At 35.7% G+C, this 22,488-nt stretch carries 14 protein-coding genes; 7 read left to right on the top strand and 7 right to left on the bottom strand.

Annotated features, from left to right (window positions below; genetic code table 11):
* Window positions 1–12: 12 nt before the first annotated feature.
* Window positions 13–1,065: an efflux RND transporter periplasmic adaptor subunit gene (locus BUC21_RS13485; protein ID WP_073403296.1), complete on the bottom strand. Its 1,053-nt coding sequence runs from the start codon at window positions 1,063–1,065 to the stop codon at window positions 13–15.
* Between the two features lie 20 nt (window positions 1,066–1,085).
* Window positions 1,086–2,435, bottom strand: coding sequence for a TolC family protein (locus tag BUC21_RS13480; protein WP_073403294.1), 1,350 nt, complete (start codon window positions 2,433–2,435; stop codon window positions 1,086–1,088).
* A gap of 150 nt (window positions 2,436–2,585) precedes the next feature.
* On the opposite strand from BUC21_RS13480, the gene BUC21_RS13475 reads away from it, so the two are divergent.
* Window positions 2,586–3,488 carry a helix-turn-helix domain-containing protein gene (locus tag BUC21_RS13475; RefSeq protein ID WP_073403292.1) on the top strand — a complete coding sequence of 301 codons (903 nt, stop codon included), beginning with the start codon at window positions 2,586–2,588 and terminating at the stop codon, window positions 3,486–3,488.
* A gap of 152 nt (window positions 3,489–3,640) precedes the next feature.
* Window positions 3,641–4,543, top strand: coding sequence for a helix-turn-helix domain-containing protein (locus BUC21_RS13470; protein WP_073403290.1), 903 nt, complete (start codon window positions 3,641–3,643; stop codon window positions 4,541–4,543).
* 177 nt (window positions 4,544–4,720) lie between these two features.
* On the opposite strand, the gene nifJ is transcribed toward BUC21_RS13470, so the two are convergent.
* Window positions 4,721–8,269, bottom strand: a complete 3,549-nt coding sequence (nifJ, locus tag BUC21_RS13465; RefSeq protein WP_073403288.1) for a pyruvate:ferredoxin (flavodoxin) oxidoreductase — start codon at window positions 8,267–8,269, stop codon at window positions 4,721–4,723.
* 31 nt (window positions 8,270–8,300) lie between these two features.
* The gene (locus BUC21_RS13460) at window positions 8,301–9,479 is read right to left on the bottom strand and encodes an ATP-binding protein (RefSeq protein WP_073403286.1); all 1,179 of its coding nucleotides are present in this window, start codon (window positions 9,477–9,479) and stop codon (window positions 8,301–8,303) included.
* A 325-nt stretch (window positions 9,480–9,804) separates the two neighbouring features.
* Here BUC21_RS13460 and BUC21_RS13455 point away from each other — a divergent pair, with 325 nt between their 5' ends.
* Window positions 9,805–10,986 carry a hypothetical protein gene (locus BUC21_RS13455; RefSeq protein ID WP_073403284.1) on the top strand — a complete coding sequence of 394 codons (1,182 nt, stop codon included), beginning with the start codon at window positions 9,805–9,807 and terminating at the stop codon, window positions 10,984–10,986.
* Here BUC21_RS13455 and BUC21_RS13450 read toward each other — a convergent pair.
* On the bottom strand, window positions 10,956–12,635 hold the full coding sequence (locus tag BUC21_RS13450) for a glycoside hydrolase family 10-like protein (protein ID WP_073403282.1): 1,680 nt from the start codon (window positions 12,633–12,635) through the stop codon (window positions 10,956–10,958). The two genes, BUC21_RS13455 and BUC21_RS13450, sit on opposite strands and share 31 nt — an antisense overlap.
* Window positions 12,636–12,816: 181 nt before the next feature.
* Here BUC21_RS13450 and BUC21_RS13445 point away from each other — a divergent pair, with 181 nt between their 5' ends.
* The 3 genes from BUC21_RS13445 (at window position 12,817) to BUC21_RS16785 (ending at window position 13,806) form a co-directional block, all read left to right on the top strand.
* Complete coding sequence (locus tag BUC21_RS13445; RefSeq protein ID WP_073403280.1) at window positions 12,817–13,062, top strand: hypothetical protein; 246 nt, start codon at window positions 12,817–12,819, stop codon at window positions 13,060–13,062.
* Between the two features lie 7 nt (window positions 13,063–13,069).
* Window positions 13,070–13,558, top strand: coding sequence for a porin family protein (locus tag BUC21_RS13440; RefSeq protein ID WP_073403278.1), 489 nt, complete (start codon window positions 13,070–13,072; stop codon window positions 13,556–13,558).
* A 164-nt stretch (window positions 13,559–13,722) separates the two neighbouring features.
* On the top strand, window positions 13,723–13,806 hold the full coding sequence (locus BUC21_RS16785) for an IS3 family transposase (protein WP_073403368.1): 84 nt from the start codon (window positions 13,723–13,725) through the stop codon (window positions 13,804–13,806).
* Between the two features lie 116 nt (window positions 13,807–13,922).
* On the opposite strand, the gene uvrA is transcribed toward BUC21_RS16785, so the two are convergent.
* Complete coding sequence (gene uvrA / locus BUC21_RS13430) at window positions 13,923–16,703, bottom strand: excinuclease ABC subunit UvrA (RefSeq protein WP_073403366.1); 2,781 nt, start codon at window positions 16,701–16,703, stop codon at window positions 13,923–13,925.
* A gap of 155 nt (window positions 16,704–16,858) precedes the next feature.
* Here uvrA and BUC21_RS13425 point away from each other — a divergent pair, with 155 nt between their 5' ends.
* Window positions 16,859–18,370: a glycoside hydrolase family 10-like protein gene (locus tag BUC21_RS13425; RefSeq protein ID WP_073403276.1), complete on the top strand. Its 1,512-nt coding sequence runs from the start codon at window positions 16,859–16,861 to the stop codon at window positions 18,368–18,370.
* Between the two features lie 83 nt (window positions 18,371–18,453).
* On the opposite strand, the gene BUC21_RS13420 is transcribed toward BUC21_RS13425, so the two are convergent.
* Entirely contained in the window at window positions 18,454–22,416 is a 3,963-nt protein-coding gene (locus BUC21_RS13420; protein WP_073403274.1) for a hybrid sensor histidine kinase/response regulator transcription factor, read from the bottom strand.
* Between the last annotated feature and the right edge of the window lie 72 nt (window positions 22,417–22,488).

Here is a 22,488-nt window from a genome sequence, read left to right as displayed (position 1 = left end):
AGCTATATCCAATTATTGAGCTATTCTTACTTTTACTCCATCGGATAAATTCACAATTCCCCCTTTAACTACTATTTCATTTTCTTTTAATCCTCTTAAAATCTGTATATGTGTATCATTGCTCATTCCTATTTGTATATCACGTAAATGTGCGACTCTATTTTCTACAACAAAAACCTGTGGCTTTTTAGTAGAGCCTATTAAAGCAGATCGAGGGATACTAATTGAACTTTCAGACATAGTCTCATCAAAGAAAGCTCGTCCATACATCCCAGCTTTTAATGGATTTTTTGTACTGTTTTGTATTAATATTTTTATTGCATAATTATGTGAAGCATCTGCTTTGCTAGAAATAAACAATGTTCTACCTTCAAAAGTCACACCTGGATAAACATCTGTAGCAATTGCTACTTTCTGTCCTTTAATAAAGCGAAACAGATCCTTTTCTGGAATATTTATTTCTAGCTTCAGTCTACTTATATCAGTTAATTCAACTATTGGAGTTCCAGGGGATACGACGGCACCCAAATCGAAATTTTTCAATGTAATAATTCCACTAAAAGGAGCTTTTATAGTCCCCATGCTAATTTGCTTTTTTAATAGGTCAAGCTGATATTTGGCAGACAATAATTGTGTGCGGGCATTATCAATCTGCACCTGAGTCACACCATCTTTAGCTTCTTCCAGACGTTTTAGAGTAATTGAAGCATTATCGTAACTTGCTTTTGCCGAATTCAACTGAGCTTTCAGAACATCTATATCTAGCTGAACTATTAGAGCTCCTGCAACAACATGACTTCCTTCTTCTACTCCTACTTTAATAACCTTTCCCAAAGTTTGGCTAGAAATTGTTACTTCTCGTTGAGGAGAAAACGTTCCAAGATAACATACCGACTCTGTAAACTCCGAAGTTTTTACTGTGTCAACCTGAACAGTCGCTGCAGAATTTAAATCTTTATGATAAATATTACTTTGCACATCTTTTTGGTTTGCTTTTAATGCCCATACTATGAGAAACAAGACTAAAAGAACAACTACTATAATTATAAGATTCAATTTTTTCATTATTGTTATATTTTAAATTATTATTTCATTAACGTTCCGGCTGCTTTGCTCAAGTTAAGTTCTGCTTGTTTAATACTAATTAAAGCATCTACATAATTATTCTGAGCAGTAACCAGTTCTATTTGAGAGTTAATCACCTCAGACATTTTTACGAGACCACTTTTATATTGATTATTTATATCATCCGAAACTTTTTGTGCTAATTCTAAACTACGCTTCTGAGTATCTAAGCTTGTATAATTGCTTTTCAAATCGGCATAAGCATCAGCCATCTCTTTACTATTTTGCTGTAATATCTGCTCACCTTGAATTTCATAGTTTTTAATTTCCGCTTTCTTCTGATGAATCTGATATTTCTTACTGAAGCCATCAAAAACAGGGATATTTAGTTGAACACCGATATAAGATGATTTATACCATTTGTCATTCAGGTTTTTCATCGGATTGGCATTATTATAAAATGCCGAATACCCATAACTTCCTGAAAATGATAAAGATGGTAAATAACTAGATTTGATACTTTTAAGTTGCATCTCAGCAATTTGTTTACCTTGAGCCACCTGCAAATAATTCGTTTTTAACATTGGATTCGAAACAGGCAGAAAAGGCTCTACCAAACTTGATTTGTTCTCTTGAAATTCTTTTATCTGAATATTACTATCAATTGGGATATTCATCAAGATCTTCAGCAGATTGTACATTTTCTCTTTATTATTTCGAAGCTTGCGAAGATTAGCGCTTGTGTTATCTCTGGATACTGTAAGTCTGTTAGCATCTGTTGCTGTAGCCAACCCTGATTTATACAACCTATCTGTTATTTCAACCAGTGAATTCATACTTCTGAGGTTATTTTCCACCAATTGTTCTTGTTTTAATATAGACTGAATATTGTAATAAGTTGCTGATACATTATAAATCAGATCTTCTTTAGTTCCTTGAATCTGCAAACATTCAAGATTAACTGTAGCTTTAGCTATCTTTAGAGAAATCAATAAAGGTGCATTGTAAAGAGTCTGACTTGCCTGCAAACTCTCCGACTTATTTTGATTTACACCCAATCTTGCCTCCTTATAAGTACCAGAAAGCCCTCCAAACATTTCAGCAGGAATCATTTGAGTCTGTATATCAAAACTATACTGATAAGTTCCTACAGCATTAACTCTTGGCAACAATTCACTTCTAACCTGACCAACTGACGCTTTATACTTTGCCAAGGTATTATTATCTGATTTTAACTGTAAACTGTTCTTTAAAGCAGTTTCAACGCAATACTCCAAACCACAAGATTCTTGGGCATAAACACCTGTTGCAAATAACAAAAGTGCGTACAATAATAAGTTTCTAAAAATTTGTTCTTTTATTCTCATCATATTCAATTATTTAACAGCGCAAATATCTGATGTTTTTTACACCGTTAAAAGTTCTGTCTAACAGTTTCATTAGTCCAAAAGTCTGTATGCTATTCATATATTAGAGAATGCAGATATATTTGCAGACAATATCTCTAAATAATATAAAAAATGAAGTATAGCCAGTTTAAAGAAGACCGATTCGATTTTATGAGAGCTCATATCTCAGTAAATATCTTATCCGAAGAATTTGTAACCTTTGATAATCCTTATAATTTATCGCTTTTAAAAAATCCATTTAGGATTGAGAATATTGCCTTTATTCTTTGCTTAGGAGGATATGTAGAATTCAGTATCAATCTTAAAAAAGTAATTTTAGAAGAAAATAGTCTTTTATTAATATCACCAAATCAAATTGTACAATTTAATACTAAAAGTGAAGATCTGCGAATTCATTGCTTTGTTGTATCACAGAGGTTTGCTGAAGAATCTGTTAAAAATATACAAAACAAAGTAGCTCTTATGCTGCAAATAATAAAAAAACCATGTATAGTTCTTCATGATGATGAATTAAATTCAATTATAGATCTATATACTTTTGCATTGCAAAAAATTAAACCCAATAATACAAAATATAGAAGAGGAATAGCACAAGGACTCTTACAAATATTATGTTGTGAGGTTAGTTCCATCTATGAAAATCATCAAATATCAAAATACACAAAAAAAACAAGAAAAGAAGAGATCCTTGAGCTATTTTTATATGAAGTTGAACAAAATTATAAAATAAGCAGAAGTATTTCATTCTACGCAGATAAACTTAGGTTGAGTTCTAAACATTTGTCTAAAATAGTAAAAGAAATAAGTGGCAAATCTGCAAGCGAATGGATTGACAACTATGTTATTCTTGAGGCCAAAGTTCTACTTAAAACCTCATATAAAACAATTCAACAAATTACATATGAATTAAATTTTCCAAATCAATCTTTTTTTGGAAAGTATTTTAAGCAGCATACTGGAATATCTCCTAGTAAATACAAAATTAGCAGAGAACTCGATTCAATATCTATTTAAAAATAATACAAATAGATTTATATAAAAATGAAAGAAAATTATGCCTCTCCATAAAAAATATCAGCAACGAGTGCAATAGTAACATCGAAATACAAAGAAATAATTCAGCGGAATTTACTATATTTGCGAAATAACAGCAAAATTAAATAAATATGAATTTCGATCACCGAAAAAGAAAGGATATTGAATTTGTGAAAAGTCAACTACCTACAAATTTTATTGGTGATGAATTTGTTATTTTCACAAGTGCTGACATGCCGATTGTGGATCATCCATGTAAAGCTGATAGTGTAAGTTTTCTTATATGTATAAAAGGAAATAGTGAATTGAGCATAAACTTGAAGAATAATAATTTTAAAGAGAACGATTTATTTATAATTACTCCCGGAAAAATAATACAGTTTTTTAACTATAGTGAAGACTTTACTGTTAAATGCATTTCTATGTCTCCAGAATTCCTTGAAGACTCTGTTAAAGGCACACGAAATATTGTCCCATTTCTATTGCGTATAATGGACAATCCTTTCGTAAACCTGAATTCAGATGATTTATCTTCACTACTTGAATATCATTCTCTTTTGGCTAGAAAAGTTAGAATGGAGAATTTATCAGACAGAAAAGAAATAGTTCGAGGCTTGTTACATGCTATTTGTCATGAGATTAGTGCAATCTATGAAAAAAATCATCCACTGGAACATTTAAAAAGAACAAGAAAAGAGGAAATTTTTAAAGCTTTTATGACGGAGCTTTCCAAAAGCTACAAGATAAGCAGAAGTGTCACATTTTACGCTGAAAAGCTTAATTTGGATTCCAAACATTTTTCAAATTCGATAAAAGAGGCCACTGGAAGATTAGCAAGTGAATGGATCGAGACCTATATTGTTCTTGAAGCTAAAGTAATGCTTAGATCAACGGAAAAAACAATTCAACAAATATCAGATGAGCTAAACTTTGCAAACCAGTCATTTTTTGGCAAATATTTTAAACAACACACTGGGATATCTCCACGTCAATACAGGGAGAGTAGACAAACTGATCCTAATTTTGTTCTTTAAACAAATTTATTTCTGTCAACAACATTCTTATAAAATAGGTGAAAGCATAAGTTTTATCGGACAGTTGCAAACTAAAAATAACTGTTTGAAAAATATCCGAAAGTATACTTATTAAATATAAAAGGGGCTGTCCAAAAAGTAGGACAGTCCCTTTTCTTATAATAGAGCTAATTTAAATTAGTCTTCTTGCTCAACACCCCATTGTTGCTTAGCCAAACGCTTGTAGTTGTTATATCTCCACTTAGCGTTGTCCTGAGCAGCCTGGAACAATTCACCAGCTTCAGCAGGATATTGTTTTGCCAATGAAGCATAACGAACTTCACCTTTCAGGAAGTTTTGGAAGTTATCCCAGTTTGGAGCTTTAGAATCCAATGTAAATGGATTTTGTCCTTCAGCTTCCAATGCAGGATTGTATCTCCACAAGTGCCAGTAACCGCATTCTACTGCAGCAGCCTGTTCAGCTTGTGCTTTACCCATACCGGCTTTCAAACCGTGGTTGATACATGGTGAGTAAGCGATAACGATTGAAGGTCCGTCATAAGCTTCAGCTTCGCGGATAGCTTTCAATGTTTGAGCCTGGTCAGCACCCATAGCGATTTGTGCGCAATATACATAACCGTATGTAGAAGCGATTAATCCAAGGTCTTTCTTACGAACTCTCTTACCTGCAGCAGCAAACTTAGCAATAGCTCCAACTGGAGTTGCTTTAGATGACTGACCACCAGTATTTGAGTAAACTTCAGTATCAAGAACAAGGATATTTACGTTCTTACCAGAAGCGAGTACGTGATCCAAACCACCGAAGCCGATATCGTAAGAAGCACCGTCACCACCGATAATCCATTGAGATTTCTTGATTAAGAATTTGCTTAGAGAAGCAATTTCTTTGCAGATATCGCAATCGCAAGCTTTTACAAGTGGAGTAATCTTAGCTTCAAGCTCGATAGAACGTTCTGTGTTGTCTTTGTCGGAAATCCATTCAGTGAACAAACCTTTCAGTTCGTCTGAACAGCAGTCGCAAGTCTGACCTTTAGTCATCAAGTCAACAAGACGATCACGCATCTTATCAACTGCAAGAGTCATACCCATACCGAATTCAGCGAAGTCTTCGAATAATGAGTTAGCCCATGCTGGTCCGTGACCTTCTTCGTTAGTTGTATAAGGAGTTGATGGAACTGAACCAGAGTAGATTGAAGAACATCCTGTTGCATTAGCAATCATTTGACGATCACCAAATAATTGAGTTAACAATTTAACGTAAGGAGTTTCACCACAACCAGAACAAGCACCAGAGAATTCGAACAATGGAGTTGCGAATTGTGAGTTCTTCACGTTAGCGTTTATATTAACCAGGTGCTGTTTGCTCTTAACTTTGCTTGCAACATATTCCCAGTTTGGAGCTTGTGGAAGCTGACCTTCAAGAGCTGCCATCTTAAGAGCTTTGCCTTGTTTGTTACCTGGACATACATCAACACAGTTACCACAACCAAGACAGTCAAGTACGTCAACCTGGATACGGAACTTCATACCGTCGAATACTTTTCCGGTAGCTTTCAACATATCAGTGAAAGGAGCTGCAGCTTGTTCTGCTTCATCAAGTACGAATGGACGGATAGAAGCGTGAGGACAAACGTAAGCACACTTGTTACACTGGATACAGTTTTCTGAATTCCATTCTGGAACAAAAGCAGCTACACCACGTTTTTCGTAAGTAGCAGTACCTTGTTGCCATGTACCGTCTTCGATACCAACGAATGTAGATACTGGAAGATCATCACCATTCTGAGCGTTGATTACCTTAACTACTTTTTCTACGAATTCAGGAGCTGTTGAAGCTGCTGCATCTTCGTCAGCAAGAGTAGCCCATGCAGGATCGATAGTCAATTTCTTGTATTCACCACCACGGTCAACAGCTGCATTGTTCTTGTCAACAATGTCTTGTCCTTTCTTACCGTAAGACTTAACAATGAATTTCTTCATTTGTTCTACAGCCAAATCAACTGGAATAACTCCTGTGATACGGAAGAATGCTGATTGAAGGATAGTGTTTGTTCTGTTACCCAAACCAATTTCCTGAGCAATCTGTGTAGCGTTGATATAGTAAACAGAAATATTCTTTTGTGCGAAATAACGTTTTACGTTGTTTGGCAAATGTTTAGCTAATTCTTCTTCACTCCAGATAGTGTTTAGAAGGAATGTACCATTTTCACGCAAACCACGAGTTACATCATACATACGAAGGTATGCCTGAACATGGCAAGCTACGAAGTTTGGAGTATTTACCAAATATGTAGAACGGATAGGAGTATCACCGAAACGAAGGTGTGAACAAGTGAAACCTCCTGATTTCTTTGAGTCGTAAGAGAAGTAAGCCTGACAGTGCTTGTTAGTATTATCACCGATAATCTTAACAGAGTTCTTGTTAGCACCTACAGTACCATCAGCTCCCAAACCATAGAATTTAGCTTCGTACATACCTTCACCGCCTAACGCGATTTCTTCTTTCTTAGGAAGAGAAGTGAAAGTAACGTCGTCAACTATACCAATTGTGAATTGGTTCTTAGGCATTGCCAAAGAAAGGTTTTCGTATACAGAAAGAATCTGAGCTGGAGTAGTGTCTTTAGAAGAAAGACCGTAACGGCCACCAACGATAACTGGAGCATCAGCTTGTCCGTAGAAACAATCTTTTACGTCTAAGTATAATGGTTCGCCTACTGCACCTGGTTCTTTAGTTCTGTCTAATACAGCAATACGTTTAGCTGTTTTAGGAACAGCAGCAAGGAAATGCTTAGCAGAGAATGGACGGTACAAGTGTACAGCAACCAAACCTACTTTTTCTCCCTGAGCAGTTAAGTAATCGATAGCTTCGCGAGCTGCTTCTGTAGCAGAACCCATTGCGATGATTACACGGTCAGCATCTTCTGCTCCATAGTAATCGAACAAGCTATATTTACGTCCTGTGATTTCAGAAAGTTCTTTCATGTATTCTTCAACAATTTCAGGAACTGCATCATAGAATTTGTTGCATGATTCTCTGTGTTGGAAGTAAACATCTGGGTTTTCAGCCATACCGCGTGCAACTGGGTTCTCTGGGTTCAAAGAACGGTTACGGAATTCAGCCAAAGCTTCTTTGTCGATCAGGTGAGCAAGATCATCATTTTCCAACATTTCGATTTTCTGAATTTCGTGTGATGTACGGAATCCGTCGAAGAAATTTACGAATGGAACACGTGATTTAATTGTAGCTAAGTGAGCTACAGCTGCAAGGTCCATAACTTCCTGTACAGAACCTTCTGCCAACATCGCGAAACCTACCTGACGACAAGCCATAACATCCTGGTGGTCACCGAAGATAGAAAGAGCGTGTGAAGCCAAAGCACGAGCTGATACGTGGAATACGCAAGGTAGTAATTCACCTGCAATCTTGTACATATTAGGAATCATAAGTAATAATCCCTGAGAAGCAGTGTAAGTGGTAGTTAGTGCACCAGCTTGAAGTGAACCGTGTACAGCACCTGCTGCACCTGCTTCAGATTGCATTTCCTGTACTAATACTGTTTCGCCGAAGATGTTTTTACGTCCGGCTGCTGCCCATTCGTCTACGTACTCTGCCATAGTCGAAGAAGGAGTGATAGGATAGATCGAAGCTACTTCTGAGAACATATACGAGATATGTGCAGCAGCCTGATTACCATCACATGTGATGAATTTCTTCTGTTTAGTCATAACATTTAATATATTAAATAAAAAAACTCAGTTAATAAAGAAAACCAAATAACCATAAAGGTATCTGATTTCCTCGCCCTATTTCTGCCCTGTGAATGGCATACGTAATGGCTGGATTATTTTTGACCTTAAATCCGTCGGTACATATCTTAAATGGAATCTTTTCATCTACCAAAAAAGAAGTTCCTTTTTCTCCTTTATTGAGAACATGGTCCTTATAGAGTGTATTGAGAAAGAATGTTTCGGCAACATCTTGTTCTTCCACTTTTACCGGATAAATAGAATACATAAGATTAGTGTTATGCATCATTATCTTTGATGGCTTTTTAGGGAAAGATTCTCCTTTTGGATAAACCATGTTGATTAACCTTGCGTCTGCCAGGTATTTGATGTAGTTCATAACCGTAGCACGTGATGTTTCAATCTCTGTAGCCAAATGACTGACATTGGGAGCTGAAGGACCATCAACTGCAAGCAAGTATAAAAGCTTCTTTATCTTTGAAAGATATTTCAGTTCTATTTGCTTAATAAGTAGAATGTCTACTTCTACCATCATGTTCATCGTTTTAAGCAAATTTTCGGAAAAATTTCTTTTTTCAAGAAAAAATGGATAAAAACCATGATGAAGATAGTCCTGGAAATAGTCTGTAGGACGAACCTTTGAGAGTACAGTCTTGGCTATTTGCTCGTGATTGGACAAAATATCTTCTAACGAGTAAGACGGAAAGTTGTTACCTGTTTGCAGATTCAGAAATTCTCTGAATGAGAATCCGCGGAGATTATATGATTTTACGATTCCGGATAACTCAGTGTTTTCTTCTTTTAATCGCATAACCGATGAACCGGTAAATACAATTTTCAAACCAGGAAAACGATCATGGCAAATTCTTAGTTCATGACTCCAGTTTGGATACTTAAAGACCTGGTCTATGAGAAGTACTTTACCACCGTTTTTAAGAAATTCTTCTGCAAACTCTATAATGGTATGTCCTGAGAAATAAAAGTTATTCATGTTGATAAACAAGCATGAACGGTCAGTTCCGAATCGCTCTTTTGCATATTGCAACAGGAAAGTAGTTTTTCCTACACCTCGAGTCCCTTTGATTCCAATAAGACGGTCGTTCCAATCGATCTCATCCATCAAATCACGTCGAACGGAGGCATTGGTGTGTTCTACCAGATAGCTGTGAGTTCTGTAAAAGGCTTCCATAAACATTCTTTTATTGTCGAGGCAAAGATAATTATAATTATCTACTTTGCAAAGTAGAGATTGCAAAATATTCATCTATTTAAACTTGTTTATGCTTTTGTTTATAGAAAGTGATTATGTAGCTTATAAATATTCAATTCTGCAGAGGATAATTGTTGTTTCAATCTTATTTTAAGGCTCTGCAATAATCCGTTTATTCTATTTAATAGATGGCATTTTGTACAAAATAAAACATTCTTTTGTACAAGAATAAAATTATTTTAGATGGTTGATTATTCTATTTTTCTTTTTGCTTACTTTTGTATACAAAATACATAAAAAATAAATGCTGGAAGTATATTTATTCAATCCTGATAATGATTTGGCATTGGCTAATGGTGATGAGAATTATACACCGCCTCTTTCTGCCCGAAAGATGGCAGACGACCTTTCGTTGCTGCCAATATGGTATACCTCACCGGGAATGCTGGTAATGAGTAACGAACCGGATGCCGAGGAGTGGATGCTGCAGATAAAGAATTTGTTTGATCTATCTGTCGGCAGAATCGGGGAGGATGATATTGCTTTCCAGTCATCTTTGAAACTTTGTCCGTGGGGATGGAATGCTGCTTTGATAAAACAAGCCCGGCTATTAGGCTTTTCTGATGATCTTCTACCTGATAAAAAGCAAATGGAGATTTTACGTAAGTTGTCTCATCGATCTTTAGCTGTTTCTTTACTCAGGGAGTTGAATGTTTCTTCTTCTTTTTGTGGAGTCTCGGAAGAATTAACTTCTGATGAAGCTGTTCGGGAGTTTGTTGAGCATTATCCCAAAGTTCTTTTAAAAGCACCATGGTCGGGTAGTGGCAAAGGACTACGACCGGGTAAAGGTGAGTATACCAGTCATATTCAAGGATGGAGTAATCGGGTGATAAAGAATCAGCGTTGTGTGGTAGGCGAACCTTGGCTGGATAAAGTGAAGGATTTTGCCATGGAATTTTTTTGTGATGAATCGGGTAAAGTCTCTTTTGCCGGATATTCTTTTTTTGAAACAGATGTAAGAGGGGCTTACACGGGGAATCTTCTGGCTTCCAATGAAGCTATTGAACAGCGTCTCACCGAATTTGTTAATGCCGCCGATTTGCACTTGTTGCGAAATCAGCTCGAAATAAAACTTTCTCAACTGATAGATGAAAAGTATAATGGATATCTGGGGGTAGATATGATGATTTGTCGTTTTCCTGAGCAACCTGTTTTTCGTATTCATCCTTGTGTGGAGGTAAACCTGCGTATGAACATGGGGATTTTCTCCCGACTCTTTTATGACAGGTTTATTACTCCCGGAAAGATGGGCTATTTTCAGGTTGATTATTTTAATGATCCTTCTTTACTGATGACTGACCACGAGAAGAAACAGGCTGATTTTCCACTTGTTGTTGAAAATGGCCGGATTGTGTCGGGCTATATGGAATTAACACCTGTAACACAACAAAAAAATTATCGTGCAAGCATCTTGGTTGAAGGATGAATCTGTCCGTTTTTATCTGTAAATAACACTTTGTAAAGTCCCTTTTGCAAGCTCTTCAAAGAGATCTTTTCCTCATATTTAGAATGTAATACACATCTGCCGGTAAGATCGGTAATAGTTATACTCTCCAATTCTTCGGATTTGGGAAGTTGCAATAATAGGCTATCCTGGGATAATTGAAGTTTATTATCCGGGAGTGTTAATTGTACTGCTGCACTCTCATTTCCAAAACGATCGGTTGCTGTTACTGCAAAATAACGTTTATTTTCTCTGGCAGTCTCTTCCTTGTAAGCGTAATGATTCTCTCTGATATCATGTGCAACAATATTATAAGGCTTGGATATATCTACTGGAAATTTATCAGAAGCATACACAATATAGTATGGTGCTGTTCGTGAGTCGTTGTCGGTTGATGGTTGCCAGCTTAATTGAACTGTCGATCCTATACGGTTACTTGATAAATCGTTAGGACGTGTTGGAGCTGTATTATCCAGCCATTTCATTTTAGGTTGAAGAGCAGGACTGGAGTAATGTAATCCGTTTAGTTCGTCGAACAGATGCTTGGTGTTTTTTAATAGGTATTCAGTACGGTAAAAGGCTTGTCCGGTTAATCCATGACGACGGGTGAAATATATCTGACGTTCAATTTCACTTAGCGGCCAGTCTTTTTCTGCCGGATCAAGAAAATAAATACCTAATCCGGGAACTACACAACGTCCGAAGCTATTTTCCTGCCAATCTAATGCAAATGGATAAAAGTTATTTCCGTTGAAATACATCATAGGGAATAGAATATCCTGGATGCCTTCACGAAGCCACCCTTGAGCATCCTGGTAAACTGTATGATAAGCATTCCATCCTCCTGATGGGTAATGAGAAGTATCTTTGAATTTGCCAACAGGTGAACTACTCATTTTTACCCAAGGTTTGATTTGCTTAACCTGCTGATACAAGTGTCGTACAATTGCTGTAATGTTGTCTCTTCTCCAACTGTCCAGGCTTTTTCCGTTACCATATTTGCGAAACATCTCTTTATCCGGAAAATCATTTGGACGGTCAGGATAACGAATATAATCAAGATGGATGCCATCTACATCATAACCGGTAATTATTTCTTTTACAATAGAAAAAAGGTAATCTTTTGTTGCCGGGTTGCCGGGATCGAGAAACCATTCACCCTGATAACGTTTGCATATTTGTGGGTGTTTCTTAGTAACAGATTTATTCCCTAATGCTTTTACATGATTTTCTTTTCCCAATGGAATTGAGACTATCCATGCATGACATTCCATTCCGCGTTTATGGCACTCTTCAATAGCAAATGCAAGCGCGTCATATCCGGGAGAGCAACCGGCTTTTCCCGTTAATGTCTCATTATAGGTTTCAATGGAAGACGGATAGATAACGTCTCCCCGTAAACGTGTTTGAAGTAATACGGTATTAAAATTGGCAGCTTTTAGCTCATCCAAAATTCTGCATAATTCTGCTTTTTGTTTATTGATAGTGGTAGGAGAGGTGGCTTTGACTGTTGGCCAGTCAAGTCCATATATTGTTGTCAGCCAAGTGGCTCGTATCTCATTTTTAGGTTGTGCCTGTGTATTGGTTATGAAAAAACAAAGGAACAAAAGAATAAGGTATGTATGTTTCATTTTCGCTTGCTGTAATGTTGCAAAGGTAGATAAAAGAACGTAAAAAAGCGTTAGAAGATTCCTCTTTTTCAACTGAAAGGAGACACGAATAAATAATATTACTTATTTTTGTTTTAAATACAAAAAAGAAAAAAGCTAAACAGTGTATGAAAGTTTTTTTCATACTAAAAAGAAGACTCTAATGAAAAAATATAAAAAATCTACATGGCTTTGTGGTGCTCTCTTTATTTATATAACAGCTATGGCTATATATTTAGTACCTCGTAATCACACTATTGGTGAAATGGAGAAATATGTTACGATTGCAGTTTCTTATGTTATTGTTTTACTATTATGGCTTGTGTTGCGTAAGAAAGAAAAATTGGCTGAAAAACGACGTAGAGAAATGGAGGAGTGGAAAAAAGATTCGGAGCATTCAAACAACTAAATATAAAATGAAAAAATTACTTATTTGTATTGCAGTTTTATTATGTACTGTTACTGCACAAGCGCAATTTGAACAGAATAAATGGTTAATAACACCTTCAATTACAGGTCTCGGTATGTCTTATAGTGGTCAGGAAAAATTCTCGTTAGGATTTGAAGCTGAAGGTGGCGTTTTTTTAATGGATAATTTTGCTTTGCTTATTAATGCCGGAGCAGATATTAAAGATAGGGGAGATGATAGAACTTCTTTGGGAGCTGGTGTTCGTTATTACTTTGATCAGACTGGTATTTATATTGGATCAAAGTTTAAATATGATAATTATGATTTCTACACCGGTGGGCATAAGAATGATGCAACCCTTGGTGCAGAAGTTGGATATGCCTTTTTCCTGAGTCGCACAGTAACTGTGGAACCTGCTATGTATTATAACCAAAGTCTGACTGACCAGGACTATAGTAAGTTTGGTGTGAAAATAGGATTTGGATTCTATTTTTAAGAAACCGGTTTTGAAAAATAGTAAAGACTGTGTAAAAGCAGAATTTTTGAATTGAGAATCTTATAGACTGAAACTCAATTTTGAAAAATCCCTTTATATTGGTTTATTAATAGTGAAGTGCACTCCAAAAGTTAGGCTTAAACTTTTGGGGTGCACTTTAACTTCTGTATACCGAAGGTTTTGGAACTGTAGAAGCTTTTATAAAGGCTTTGGAGGAATATATTGACTATTATAATAATCAAAATTAGATTAAAAGGGAAGAGTCCGGTACAATACCGAACTCTTTACCAAAATATTTAACGTTTAACATGCCCAACTTTTGGGGGTCACATCACTTTTAAGTCAACCTCTTTTCATCCTCGTTTTACTGAAGCTTCTCTGCAAGGAACTGGCCGGTGTATGAAGCTGCACATTTAGCTACCTTCTCAGGAGTTCCACAACAAACTAAGTTACCTCCCATATTTCCACCTTCAGGGCCAAGATCAATAATATAATCTGCACATTTAATAACATCCATATTGTGCTCAATGATAACAACGGTATGTCCTCTTGCGATTAATGCATCAAAAGCTTCCAGTAGTTTCTTAATATCATGGAAATGCAACCCTGTTGTTGGTTCGTCGAAGACAAAGATAGTAGGGTATGCTTTTTCCTGACTTAGGAAGTAAGCAAGCTTAACGCGCTGATTCTCTCCACCGGAAAGAGTGGATGAAGATTGACCGAGTTTAATGTATCCCAGTCCAACAGCCTGAAGAGAAGAAAGCTTCTTTACAATCTTTTTTTGCCCGTTTTCAGCAAAGAATTCAACTGCCTGATCGACTGTCATTTCAAGTACATCGTAAATGTTTATGTCCTTGTACTTAACTTCCAGTGTCTCTGATTTAAATCGTTTTCCGTGGCAGCTTTCACATTCAAGCACTAAGTCGGCCATGAATTGCATTTCAACAGTAATGGTACCGTCTCCTTTACATTCTTCGCATCGACCACCTTCAGTGTTAAAAGAGAAGTGCGAAGCTGAATATCCCATAAGCTTGGCCAATGGTTGTTCTGCCCATAATTTTCGGATTTCATCGTATGCTTTGATATAAGTCACAGGATTAGAACGGGAAGACTTCCCTATTGGGTTTTGGTCTACGAATTCTATGTTCTTAACCATATTAATATCTCCGTCAAGAGAAATAAATTCTCCCGGACGTTCGCTTATTTCACTGTATTCCCGTTTCAATGCCCGATAAAAGATATCACGAACCAGTGTTGATTTTCCCGAACCACTAACGCCGGTAACCACAGTCATTACATTCAATGGGAAAATGACATTAATTCCTTTCAGGTTGTTTTCCCTGGCACCAATAACCTCTATGTAATTGTTCCATGGACGATGAAAGGCAGGAACGTTTATTGTTTCTTCTCCAAGCAGATATTTAACGGTATAACTATTGCTTCCTTTTTTAAGATTTTTCATATCTCCGTGATAAACGATCTCTCCTCCCAGACGTCCAGCTTTTGGACCTACGTCGATTATATAATCGGCTGCACGGATAATTTCTTCGTCATGTTCCACCACTACAACAGTGTTACCTAATTCCTGCAGCTGACGAAGAACTTTAATAAGGCGATCAGTATCTCGTGAGTGGAGTCCGATACTTGGCTCGTCAAGAATATAAAGAGAGCCAACTAAACTGCTGCCTAAGGAAGTAGCCAGATTGATTCGTTGACTTTCTCCTCCGGATAATGAATTACTTAAGCGATTGAGTGTAAGATATCCTAAACCTACATCTATAAGGAATGTGATGCGGTTATTTATCTCTGTCAGGATTCGCTTGGCTATAGCAGCTTCGTGTTCATCAAGAGAAAGATTGTCGAAGAATCTTTTTAAATCGTGTATTGGAAGATCTACTAACTCTGAAATTGAGCAATTGCCTATTTTTACATAACCAGCTTCTTTCTTTAATCTGGTTCCATTACAGTCGGGGCAGTAAGTTTTTCCCCGATAACGAGCCAACATTACACGATATTGAATTTTATATTGATTCTTTTCAAGCATCTCAAAGAATTCGTCAATACCATGAACATTTTTACTTCCTTTCCATAATAAATCTTTTTGATCCTTGGTTAGTTCATAGTATGGAACAAAAATAGGAAAGTTATATTTAGCAACGGAACGTATAAATTCATCTTTCCATTCTCCCATTTTCTCACCTCTCCAGCAAACTACAGCACCATCATAAATGCTAAGTGAACGGTTAGGAACAACCAGACCTTCATCTATACCTATTACTTTACCGAAACCTTCGCACTTAGGACAAGCACCAATAGGAGAGTTAAAGCTAAACATGTGGTCGGTGGGTTCTTCAAAAACAATGCCATCAGCTTCAAACTTTTTACTGAAAGAATGTACAATCGGTCCTTCTTCCAGATAGAAACGCAACATGCAGTTCCCACTACCTTCATAGAAAGCAGTTTCAACAGAATCGGTCAAACGGCTAATGCTGTCTTTAGATTTATCGCATACTAATCTATCTACAAGCAAATAGATTTCATTTTCAGTTTCAATGTCCTGCTTCTTTAGCAAGTCATCAATACGTACAGTCTCTCCATTTAATTCAACTCTGTTAAACCCTTGTTTAAGGTCCATTTCGAGTTGCTCTTTCATTGTTCTTCCTTTGCGTAAAAGGATGGGAGTGAGAATTACGTAACGTGTTCCTTCCGGATATGAAAGCATACAGCTGATGATGTCTTCAACCTGATGCTTTTTTACAAGAGTACCGGATATGGGTGAATAAGTTTTTCCTATGCGGGCATAAAGCAAACGCAGATATTCATATATTTCAGTTGAAGTTCCTACTGTAGAGCGAGGATTCCGACTATTTACTTTTTGTTCAATAGCGATGGCGGGAGGGATACCTTTAATAAAGTCGCATTCGGGCTTTGTCATTCTTCCCAAAAACTGACGTGCGTAGCTGTTTAGACTTTCCACATATCGTCTTTGCCCTTCCGCATAAAGCGTATCGAAAGCAAGTGATGACTTTCCTGAGCCGGACAATCCTGTGATTACAACTAATTTATTGCGAGGAATATCTACATCAATATTCTTTAGATTATTGACGCGTGCACCTTTTACAGATATATATTTTTCTTGAGACATAAGCTGTTTTGAAAGAATCTGCAAAAGTAAATAAAAAACGGCATAGTGCAAAGGAATGCTTATATGAATCATTAATTTATTAAGGTAGTTGTCAACTTGATAAATACAAAATATTACATATCTTTGTATGTGTATAACATAACAAAACTATAAGAATGAAGATAAAGACTTTTTTGGCAACCTTCCTGATGGTTTGCTGTTCGCTCTACACTATTGCACATAATTTGCCGAAACGCGAATTTCGAGGAGTATGGTTACACACTATCAACGGAGATTATACCGGAAAATCAACAAACGAATTTAAAACCTACCTGATTGGTCAACTCAACACTTTCCAAAAGGCAGGAATCAATGCTGTCTTGTTTCAGGTTCGTCCCGAAGCGGATGCGTTTTATCCTTCCAAATTAGAACCTTGGAGCCGTTTCCTTACAGGAACTCAAGGTGTAGAACCATCCGATGATTTTGATCCAATGGCTTTTGTTATAGATGAATGTCATAAGAGAGGTATGGAGTTTCATGCATGGGTTAATCCTTACCGTGTACAATTGAATATTAGTTCAAAGTTGGCTCCAACACATATTTACTATCAACATCCGGAGTGGTTTGTTGTATATGGCAATCAACGCTTCTTTAACCCAGGATTACCTCAATCTCGTGAATTTATAAATAAAGTGATGAAAGATATTGTGTCTCGTTATGATGTAGACGCAATTCACATGGACGATTATTTCTATCCTTATCCTATTGCAGGAAAAGAATTTTCTGACGAAGAGGCATTTCAGACCTATGGTGTTCCTAGTGGCTTTGAAGGTCAGAAAGACAATTGGCGTAGAAATAATGTTAGTTGCCTGATTAGAGAATTACATGAAACTATACGCGAAACAAAGCCATGGGTGAAGTTTGGTGTTTCTCCTTTTGGTATTTATCGCAATAAAAAGAATACGCTGGATGGTATAGGTAGTGAGACTAATGGTTTGCAAAACTATGATGAACTGTATGCCGATGTGCTTCTGTGGATTCGCAATGGTTGGGTAGATTATAATATTCCACAAATATATTGGGAAATAGGAAACAAAGCAGCTGATCATGAAACTTTAGTGAATTGGTGGGCTACTTATTCATACGATCGTCCTTTCTTTATTGGACAAGATATAGAACGTACTGCTAAATTTGCAGACCTTAATAAACCGGATATAAATCAGCTCCCAAGAAAAATGCAACTATCACGTACTACTCCTAATGTGATGGGAAATTGTTTCTGGAGTGGAAAAGCCTTACTTGGTAATCCTGGTAACTCGTTGACTGTTTTAGCTAATACTTATCAATGTTATCCGGCTCTTCCTCCTGTATTTACCTTTATGGATGATAAGGCTCCCAAAAATGTAGGAGGTTTGAAAGCAATCTGGACTGAGGATGGCTATATTCTGATGTGGAAAGAACCAAAAGCTAAGGATGAAATGGATAAAGCATTTAACTATTGTGTTTATCGTTTTGAAAATAAGGAAAAAGTGAATCTTGATGATCCTTCAAAGATAGTAGCTGTGACAAGAACTTGCTATTATAAACTGCCTTATGATACGGGTAAGGTGAAGTATCGTTACGTAGTAACAGCACTCGACAGGTTGCATAATGAATCAAAAATGAAAAGCAAAAAGATAAAACTCTGAGAAGTATTTAGGGTATACTATAAATGGGATATGCTAAAATGGGATTGTTCAAATGCGGAACAGTCCCATTTTTTATAGTGTGCCTATACTTGATCTTCATTCATGTATTTACTTGGATTCATTTTATAATGCTTTTTAAAAACTTCCCTGAAATATTTGGCATCACTAAAACCTGTCATATCTGCAACTTCTGTGATGTTTAACCTTTTACTTCTAAGCAGTTTCGCTGCACGGGCAAGCCGTATTGACCTTATAAAGTCAGCCGGAGCCTGGTCTGTTAAAGCTTTAATTTTACTATAAAAACTAGAACGACTCATATTTAGAGCGCTGCATAATACATCTACATTAAAGTTTGAATCCGATAAATTCTTTTCTATAATATCTTTCACTTTATTCATAAACTCGCGGTCAAGTTCTGAAGCATAGTTGATTGATTCATCTGTATTTTTTAGTTCTAATTTAGAAAAACTATTCTTTAGCACTGCACGATTACTTAGAATGTTTATGATTGTAGCTTTTAGTATTGATATGTCAAAAGGCTTAGTAATATACTCATCTGCGCCATATTTTAATCCTCGGATAATATTGCTCTTGTCATTGAGTGCTGTTAGCAGAATTACAGGGATATGTGATGTGTTGATATCACTCTTTATTCTGGAACATAATTCGTCACCATTCATATTTGGCATCATAATGTCTGAAATAACCAGATCTGGTTTTATATTTTGTACAATATCCCATCCAATTTTTCCGTCACTTGCCACAAAGGTATAATATATGTCGGCAAGGGTATGCTGCAAATAATTTCTCATATCGTCGTTATCTTCCACAATCAAGATTCTTTGTGAAGGAGAATCCATGCTGTTAAGAGGAATCGATGGTGGTAAAACTTCTCCGGCCTTTGTTTTGAAACTTGTGAATAAAGTATCAGAATCGGATATTGATTCGTGATTCCATTCCAAATGGTGCTTTTTAAAGTGTTTATGCCCTTGTGGAAAAGATACTCTGAAAGAAGAACCGCTGTTTATTTTGCTTTTCAGACTGATGGTTCCTTTATGCAGCTGTACTAATTTTCTAACCATCAGTAATCCAATTCCGCTACCTGTAATCTTCGAATTTATAGCATTACTACCACGAACAAATAACTTAAACAGTTTCTTTTGTTCTTCTTCGGGTATGCCTATTCCGCTATCACTGATTTCAAATCCCCAGTAATCAGGATTGCTGAAAGCTATTACTTTTATTTTCCCGTTATTGGGCGTATATTTAATTGCATTTGATAGTAGGTTTCTAACAATAGATTCCATCTTTTCTTTATCGAACCACACATTTAAGAAACGGAAATTACTTTCGTAAGTAAGCTCTATATGTTTTGAATCAACATATGGCTGGAAAGTTTTAATAATCTCATCCAAAAATGTGAATATCTCATATTCATTTACATGCATTCTTGACGAGTATATTTCTGCTTTTTCAAAATTAATCAGATTTGTTATTAGCTGATATAGAGAATTTGTATTCCTTACAGCAGTGTCTAATTTGGTTTTTCCTTCAAGTGACAGTTCTTCTTTTTCAGCCAAATCGTCCAGAGGAGCTTTTATTAAAGATAGCGGTGTCCGGATGTCATGTGCTGTGTTAATAAAGAAACGAATCTTGTCGGTAGATGCCTTTTGCTCTTTATACGTATTGTAATGTTGCATAAAGTCCCATACTATTAGGCCGAAAATGACGATATACAATAATTTAGCCCAGATAGTTCCCCAAAATGGAGGGTGGATTACTATCTCAATACTTTTTTCATCTATTATATGCAAGTTGTCTTCTGAGATAGAACGTACACGAAGGATGTAATTTCCCGGGCTAATATTTGTGTAGCGAATTACATTGTCATAAGTAGGTTTGCTCCATTTATCATAAAATCCTTCCAAATTCCATGAATATAGAATGTTAGAAGGGTAATCGTAATTAATCGAAGCTAAGAAGAATGAGAAAATGTTTTGGTCATAATTTAAATCTATTCTTTTTGCTTCATCAATGTTTTGTTTTAAAGGAGAATTAGAATCATCGACAGATACTGTTTTATAGAAAAGAGTAAAATTACTGAATACCAGCTTAGAAGAATAATTTTGAGGTAGTTTGGTTGTCTCATCAAATTCTATTGCTCCTTCTGAACTTCCAAAAACAAAGGTTCTGTTTTGTCTATATGTACCCGATGTTGGATTAAAATGCTTTAAAACCAATCCTTGTCCTTTTGTCCAGTTTTTGAAGTTTCTTTTTGAAATATTAAAACGTACCAAACTATTTTCGGTACTTAGAAATAGAGTGCCTTTTTGGTTGGATAATATTGTATAAACATTATCCGACATAAGTGTGTTGTTTTCCCTGTTATAACTGATAAAAGAATTAGTCTTACTGTTGTATACTAGCATTCCGGAATCACAGGTACCAATATATAGCAAGCCGTTTTTCTCTTGATGAAGAGTATATATATATGCTTTCTTTGGTATCTCTATTCGTTTAATTTTACCATTTTTTTTGTTTAGTAGAATTAACCAGTTAGAACAACCTACCCATATATGATTAGTATCTTTTTCTAGAACTATATTTACTGAATTTATTGATGGATATTTGCGAATCTTTTTATTCTTTAAGTCAACGCATTTCAGACTGTAATAACCGCCTAACCAAATGCATCCATTACTGTCTTTTATAATTGAATTAATGTGCTTATCTGGCTGAAAATCGTTTTCTCCATAATTTGAAGGAGAAAATAAACTTACCTTCAGACTACGCTTATTGATAATATAAATATCTGAAGTATATCCTCCAGCCCATATAATACCGGGAGATACTTCACAAAGAGTAGTATAAACATGATTTTTCTTAATCGATCTATTATCTGAATCGTTAAGTATATGAGCCCATTTACTTGTTTTGGAATAGTAAATACTAATCCCATTGTTGGTTGCAAACCATAAATCACCGTCTTTATCTTCAATGATAGAATTTACCTGGTCGTTTGCTAAAGAATTCTTATTTCCAATTGCATGTTTAAACCATTGATATTTGGGAAATCGGTTATATCTTACAGTTATTCCAATAGGGTAGTTTGCCAGCCAGATACGTTGTTCATTATCAACATATATATCATTTATAGTGTTACCGTTCATAGTATTGGGCTTACTATAATCTGCTACAATATAAGGAGATGAAAGATAATTATCCGTATTCATTTTATAAACACCAGCTCCATCTGTGGCAATAAGAATCTCGTTTTCATTTAGTTCCTTTATACAGTTAATACTGATGTCATTAATATCGGTTGGAACTAATTGTAACGTTTGCTTGCTGCTGTCGAATACGTATATTCCCTTTTTAAAACTTCCGATGAATAACTTCTTTTTATTCTTTTGATAATAAAGCTTATTAACCTGAACTGGTAAGCTTTCTAATTTCTTTTGATGGACTTTAAATAAAGTCTTATTTATTAATTTAACTTTATATACCCCCTTATCAGTTCCAATATAATAAGTGCTCCCGTCTATTTGCACCAAATCATTAATAGTGTATTTATTGGTATTAATAAGTGGGATTAATTTTTGAGTATCTATATTAAATAAGTATTGATTATGGTCGGTACATAACCAGATGTTATTGTTATCATCAATATATGTATAACTTATTAAGTCTTTCTTTTTTAATTGTAAAACTAGCTGAAAATAGTCCTTATCAAAATTGTATTTAAAGATTAGTCCGTTTTTTGTTACTTCCCAAAGAACTCTTTCTCTGTCCATAGAAAGATTATTCATTTCAGTAAATGAGTTAATACTTTCGTTTCCAGCTATTAAATTGTAATGTTTGAAGAATGTACCGTCATATCTATCTATACCTTCCTGAGTTACAAACCACATGTACCCTTTTTTATCTTTATTGATGCTGTATACACGCCTGTTACTTAGCCCATCTTCCACACCGATATATTTATATGTCTGAGCAGAACATAAGGTACTAATGTAAAATAATAGTATAAATAGTGTGTTTTTCATTAGTGGGAAGTCTTTTGCTGCGTAGTATACAAAAATCGAAAAAATAGTTAATATTTCAAAGACTTATATATA

Origin of the sequence: Bacteroides luti, from assembly GCF_900128905.1 — a bacterium.
GTDB classification, from domain to species: domain Bacteria; phylum Bacteroidota; class Bacteroidia; order Bacteroidales; family Bacteroidaceae; genus Bacteroides; species Bacteroides luti.
This window is presented reverse-complemented; position numbering and strand designations above follow the sequence as displayed.

Bases quoted from the DNA above. Each gene is read 5' to 3' on its own strand.
- BUC21_RS13425 (WP_073403276.1), top strand. From the start codon at position 16,859: ATGAAGATAAAGACTTTTTTGGCAACCTTCCTGATGGTTTGCTGTTCG.
- BUC21_RS13440 (WP_073403278.1), top strand. From the start codon at position 13,070: ATGAAAAAATTACTTATTTGTATTGCAGTTTTATTATGTACTGTTACT.
- BUC21_RS13460 (WP_073403286.1), bottom strand. From the start codon at position 9,479: ATGGAAGCCTTTTACAGAACTCACAGCTATCTGGTAGAACACACCAAT.
- BUC21_RS13470 (WP_073403290.1), top strand. From the start codon at position 3,641: ATGAATTTCGATCACCGAAAAAGAAAGGATATTGAATTTGTGAAAAGT.
- BUC21_RS13455 (WP_073403284.1), top strand. From the start codon at position 9,805: ATGCTGGAAGTATATTTATTCAATCCTGATAATGATTTGGCATTGGCT.
- BUC21_RS13445 (WP_073403280.1), top strand. From the start codon at position 12,817: ATGAAAAAATATAAAAAATCTACATGGCTTTGTGGTGCTCTCTTTATT.
- BUC21_RS13480 (WP_073403294.1), bottom strand. From the start codon at position 2,435: ATGATGAGAATAAAAGAACAAATTTTTAGAAACTTATTATTGTACGCA.
- BUC21_RS13420 (WP_073403274.1), bottom strand. From the start codon at position 22,416: ATGAAAAACACACTATTTATACTATTATTTTACATTAGTACCTTATGT.
- nifJ (WP_073403288.1), bottom strand. From the start codon at position 8,269: ATGACTAAACAGAAGAAATTCATCACATGTGATGGTAATCAGGCTGCT.
- uvrA (WP_073403366.1), bottom strand. From the start codon at position 16,703: ATGTCTCAAGAAAAATATATATCTGTAAAAGGTGCACGCGTCAATAAT.
- BUC21_RS13450 (WP_073403282.1), bottom strand. From the start codon at position 12,635: ATGAAACATACATACCTTATTCTTTTGTTCCTTTGTTTTTTCATAACC.
- BUC21_RS13475 (WP_073403292.1), top strand. From the start codon at position 2,586: ATGAAGTATAGCCAGTTTAAAGAAGACCGATTCGATTTTATGAGAGCT.
- BUC21_RS13485 (WP_073403296.1), bottom strand. From the start codon at position 1,065: ATGAAAAAATTGAATCTTATAATTATAGTAGTTGTTCTTTTAGTCTTG.